Below are 5109 nucleotides of genomic sequence, written 5' to 3'. Positions count from 1 at the left end.
AAAAATTGGTGCAATTTTTAGAGACCCTATTGAGTAGGGCACCCCTGATAGTTCCAGCCCTAGGTGAATAAATCCGCAGAGGGGAGTAGATGATGGATCGACGTGGGTCCCTAAGTCTTCCCCCCTTGTTGTGACAAGGGAAAGGCTAATGACAACCGGGTCGCAGCAGTGGATAGCCAAAACAGAGAGAAGAAAATGGCCTATATCGTGGGTGTGAGTGTGACCATGCCTATTCTTCAAGGTGGTACTTTTTCAACTACTCTTTTCATTAAGAATCTCGGAGTAGTCCCTTTTGATGACGAATCATCACTGAGCGCCCTGGGCTGCCCCTCCCTTAAACTTGCCATCGTCGATGAGCAATTAGGAAAGCGACTCAAACAAGTCAGCGAAGCCCTTGGCATTGGTGGATACGCCACCGTCCTCATCTCCCCGGACGTTCTCCAAGAATTGCGGGCTAAAAGAACCGACAGCCTCGACCGTTGCCAAGACCGGGGACGACACCTTTCTCCTCTGCCTTTTGCACAAGAAAGCTCTGGTGTCGAGGACGGCAACTATCTATCTCTGCACTTGACGCTCCCCAAAGACCTCCAGTCCCTTGATGCAACGGTGCGACTCTCGTCACTGCTGAGGCTGCTGCTGTAGCCCTTGCCCCTAGCCTTTCTTACCCCATGCCGGCGCTACCCGTCACCTGCTTACGACACTGAAAAGTCAGGAAAGAACAACCCTGACGTACCTAGCTAGGAAGCTCTCAGGGCTACTCCCACTACCCCGCACTCCCTCTATCTGTCGCAGACCTCCTCAAACCTAGCAAATGGATAGGTCTGCTACGCCCTCCCTTCTGCCCTTCAATCATTCAGGAGAAATACCCGTGTTCATTGATCTTGAGCCCACTTTCCATCTCCGTAATTACCCCCTCTACGATTCTTCCTATGACACGCTAAAGATTACCCGTATTGAATCCCCCATTAAGTTAACGACCGAAGATGACGATTTCACCCCCAGAGTGGCGGGCTATCTCCGCGCGTATCGCTTTGACCTTCGTTTTGACCATGATCAACTGCTAGCATGCGCTGACATGCTGAGTCATAACCTTAATAATATCGCAGAGTACTTTCTAACTGAGGTTGGAGAGGTTTCCACTTTCCTCGAAGAGGCGGTGCTTTCTGCTGACCACATCCTTTACGTAGAGGAGTTTTACGTAGACCCCCAATATCGGGGGAAGAATATTGGTATCAAGTCCTTAGCGCTCTTTTTCGAGGCGTTTGGACAGGGGGCGATTGTTGCCGGTTGTCCCTTTCCTGCTAGGGAATATGGCCCTGAGAAGACTAGTCATCTACAGATGCAACTCATCCGTTACTGGTCCAAACTTGGTTTGGTCTACTACGGTGCAGAGCGTAATATCCTCTGGAAGGAGAATTGGCAGATGCCCCAATGGCTGCAGGACTGCTTGTGGCAGGAAATATAGGGCTTAGTCCCAAGCATTCTCCTTAATCACGGGGTTGCTGCTCCGGTCCTCTGATTCATTCTCCCCACAGGGGAAGGGTGGAGAGTTAGTTCCGAAAGGGCTACGCTCTCTGCCTAGCTTGTAACTAGTTCTTTGCCCAGAGGTGGTTCTCTCTCCTAGCCCCGAGGGCAGACTCGCGAATTATCAGTCCGCCCCAGGGGTGAGTCATGACTGGCTTTATTCCCAGGGGGAGTAGATGCTTGGCTACCTTGGGTCAGTTTGATAGAAACTGACCCAAAACACGCCCCATTCTCTGTTTATACTAGTGGAAGGAGCTTCGGAGAAGCTCTAGACCTGGTTCTCATAGGAATTAGCAACGGATTGAACATCAGGCTGTAGAGAGAGTCCGGCGTGTCCATCTAACTCTTTCGGAAGGTACTGTCACTGGTGCTGGCTTTGAGGAAAGGAAACTAGGGAGCCAGTGGGGTGGAAGCCTATAAACCGAAGAGAAATGTCTCAAGGGCATCAAACTAAGGTCGGGGGATGGACAAGTGCTGCCCCACTCAGTTCTGGGTTCACGCCATAGAAGTTGAAATAAGCGACTTCCTGACGGAAGCTACTTGTTGTGTCCCCCCTAAGGACTTATGGATTTGCCCCGGTTAACTGCAGGTACCGATAAGTACGAGTCTAGTCTAAGTAGCTTGATTAATGGGACTGCTGCAGCCCAACAGCCTGAGCTAATAATTCAGCCTACTTCACCCTCAGAAGTACAGGAGGCAGTTAGATACGCCGCTAGTCGCAATATGCCCATCAGTGTTCGTAGTGGTGGTCATAGTCCTTTCTGTGCTGCTAACGGTAGTCTAATGCTTGATCTCGCTCCTGGGTTCAACAAGGTTACAGTAGAAAACAACGAAGTGAGAGTACAGGGAGGGGCGACGATGGGTCAAGTACTAGCAGCCTTAGCTCCCTATGACTGCATGATTCCAGTGGGTACCTATGGCACGCCGGGATTTGGTCTACTCACTATGGGAGGAGTGGGACATCTCAGCCGTAGCCTTGGCTTAACCATCGATGCCATTGAAGAGCTAAAGGGTGTCAAACCTGATGGTCAACCCTTCACCATCTCTGCTGGTAGTGGGGACAACCAACTGTGGACTTTGCTAAGGGGAGCTGCCATCTTCCTAGCGGTCATTACAGAGGCTACCCTACGAACTTTTCCTCGACAACGGTTACAAGTACAGCGTCACGTTGCCGAACTGGGGCAGCTAGAAGAACTACTGACCATAGCTGAAAGCCTACCCTGGGGTGCATCCTGTTCCTTTATCCTCGGCTACCCCCCTGACAACCCAAAGCCCGTTGCGATGACCTACGCAGTAGCGCCGGTGGAAGATACTCTGGCCACTGACCGCCTTAGTCAGCTACCTAGTAGCTGGGGAAACGAGGCAGAAGGACTAGAAGCATTACCCCCCTTTGCGTTACCCTTCCAGGACGGTAGTCATCCCATAGCCCCAATAACCTTACCCCCTCGCCAACATCGACTCCGCACTTGGGTCTACTCTCTTTCCCTGCCTGCGGGATGTGGTCACATCTTAGTCGAGATACTACAGCAGGCGATCTCCCAAGCTCCCAATAGTATGTGTCAAATAGACCTCCAGCATGTCGGTGGGGTTGTTAACGACGTACCTGCACTATCAACGGCTTACACGGGGCGAAATGCTGAATGGTCGATTGTCATCACCGGGGTATGGAATGCTAGCGATATCTTAGCCGCAGAACAATGCCGAACCTGGGCTGACAAAGTACTTGAAGCGTTGCTACCCCTGGCGAACCACTATTACGTCGTGCAGAGGCATCCCGGCACCCTAATCTATGAACAGGAACTACGGCTAGCCTACGGACCTCTGCTACAGCCCTTGAAATTACGGAAGCAACAGTGGGATTCCCAGGGACTGCTACCACAGCTCGTTTAACTTCAATGGCGCGGGGTTTCAATCACTACTGGGTCGAATTCCCCGCTTCAGGGTGCATTCGCCCCCTGATGACTAAATAAGTCCTTCAACGGACTGTAAGGGCAGATATAGCTTCATTGGCTCCTGCTGAAAGGGTATAAAGCCATACTTAAGATAAAAACTCCGAGCTGGTTGATTTAAAGCCTCTACAATGACCGCAAGGGATGCAATCTCTCTTGAAGTCTCTAGTGTTTTCTTTAAGGCATCAACCAACAATAACTCCCCCAACCCTTGCCCCTTATGGGCGCTGTCCACGGCTAAACGTCCTAACAGTGTTGCTGGCAATTGTGGGTAACGGGGTAGGCGTTTGCCTAGGTTTTCCTGCAATGCAGTAACGATTACAGTGTAGGCAGAAAGAGTGTAGTATCCCAGCACCTCCACGTTGGGGGAGTCTATCAAAACAAAGACTGCCGCCATCCGCTTCTTTAGGTCTTGTGAAGCTTGCCGCTGTATGTAGTTGTCTAGAGCTGCTTCTCCACAGCAAAAGCTTGAACGCAGGTGAGTAGCACGATTAAAGGGTTCAATTACTAATGCCATGGGGCAACATCTTCTCTTTGTAATGTGAAGCTGCCAACTTTAAGGCATTATTAGGCTCTGGTGGATCCAGTAAAGCGTCTACAAAGACTACGCTCTCTTCAAGGGTTAACTGGAGGATTTGGTGGCGCTCAATTACCTTACAGGCTGCAGCTTGGGCACTGCTAACGACAAAATCCGTTAGTGTACGCCCTTCTAGATCTGCTGCTTTCTGCATCAACGCTTTTGTCTCTGGGTTAATACGGGCTTCTAACCTCGCCATAGACTGTGACTTCGGTGTTGGGGTCATGGGGATTTGAGCAAGATACTAGCTACAAGTCAAAGCTATACGGCAATTTGCCGCATGTCAAGACGATGGATAGAATTACCGGTGACCTCCTTCCAATAGTCTTTCGCCAGCTGGCTTGAGGCTGCCGTCACCGTTAACGTAGCTGTAGAGGGTAGCGGTGGTAATTCCCAACCTAGCGGCCACATCCTTGGCACAGGCTTTCGGGTCAGCCATGGCATTCATCGCCATAGCCAAGGTAGTTCTGTCCATCTTGCGGGGTCGCCCTCCCAACCTACCCCTTGCCCGTGCAGCTTGCAGTCCTGCCTTGGTGCGTTCCGCTATCAGTTCCCGTTCATATTCTGCCAGTGCTGCAAAGACGGCAAAGAAGAGTCTTCCGTTGGCGGTGCTGGTGTCGATCTCTGCTCCTGCTCCCGCTAGCACCTTAAAGCCAATATTCTGGTTGCGGAGATTATCAACAATGGTGATCAAGTGCTTAAGGTCACGCCCCAGTCGGTCTAGCTTCCACACCACCAGGGTGTTGCCCGGTTGTAGGGCCTTCAGGCAAGCATCTAGTCCTGGACGAGTTGAGGTCTTACCGGAGACAAGGTCCCTGTAGATGCGACCCTCTTCTACCCCCGCTTCCCGTAGGGCGTCCACCTGCAAGTCCACCACCTGGGAGCCATCTGACTTTGATACCCGCACATAACCAATGAGCACACTGCCTCCCTCCATAGCGCTAAAAAAGATAGGTTAAGGGAATGAATCTAGCTTTGTTTTCTAGACGAGTTGTTTGACTCTATACCCATGGTCAGCGACACCAACCGTAAGAGCAAGGAAAACGGTCGTTTTCTTTG

Annotated in this window: 6 protein-coding genes; 3 read left to right on the top strand and 3 right to left on the bottom strand. The window is 51.2% G+C overall.

Annotation, left to right across the window (positions count from 1 at the left end; translation table 11 throughout):
* Positions 1–168 precede the first annotated feature (168 nt).
* From IQ217_RS18475 to IQ217_RS18465, 3 genes are all read left to right on the top strand, one after another.
* On the top strand, positions 169–642 hold the full coding sequence (locus IQ217_RS18475; RefSeq protein WP_194074494.1) for a hypothetical protein: 474 nt from the start codon (positions 169–171) through the stop codon (positions 640–642).
* Positions 643–868: 226 nt separating this feature from the next.
* Positions 869–1465 (top strand): hypothetical protein, encoded by a 597-nt coding sequence (locus IQ217_RS18470; RefSeq protein WP_194021364.1) that lies wholly within the window; start codon positions 869–871, stop codon positions 1463–1465.
* A gap of 623 nt (positions 1466–2088) precedes the next feature.
* Positions 2089–3414, top strand: a complete 1326-nt coding sequence (locus tag IQ217_RS18465) for an FAD-binding oxidoreductase (protein ID WP_194021362.1) — start codon at positions 2089–2091, stop codon at positions 3412–3414.
* A gap of 72 nt (positions 3415–3486) precedes the next feature.
* Here the strand turns inward: IQ217_RS18465 and IQ217_RS18460 are convergent, their stop codons facing one another.
* The 3 genes from IQ217_RS18460 to IQ217_RS18450 form a co-directional block, all read right to left on the bottom strand.
* Complete coding sequence (locus tag IQ217_RS18460; protein ID WP_194021360.1) at positions 3487–3990, bottom strand: GNAT family N-acetyltransferase; 504 nt, start codon at positions 3988–3990, stop codon at positions 3487–3489.
* Positions 3974–4276: a type II toxin-antitoxin system TacA family antitoxin gene (locus tag IQ217_RS18455; protein WP_190599949.1), complete on the bottom strand. Its 303-nt coding sequence runs from the start codon at positions 4274–4276 to the stop codon at positions 3974–3976. Before IQ217_RS18455 ends, IQ217_RS18460 begins: the two co-directional genes overlap by 17 nt.
* A 75-nt stretch (positions 4277–4351) precedes the next feature.
* Entirely contained in the window at positions 4352–4987 is a 636-nt protein-coding gene (locus IQ217_RS18450) for a recombinase family protein (RefSeq protein WP_228024069.1), read from the bottom strand.
* Positions 4988–5109 lie beyond the last annotated feature (122 nt).

The sequence above is a fragment of the Synechocystis salina LEGE 00031 genome (assembly GCF_015207985.1).
Classification (GTDB): domain Bacteria; phylum Cyanobacteriota; class Cyanobacteriia; order Cyanobacteriales; family Microcystaceae; genus Synechocystis; species Synechocystis salina.
The sequence above is the reverse complement of the archived record's forward strand: the minus strand, read 5'-3'. Positions and strand labels throughout refer to the sequence as shown.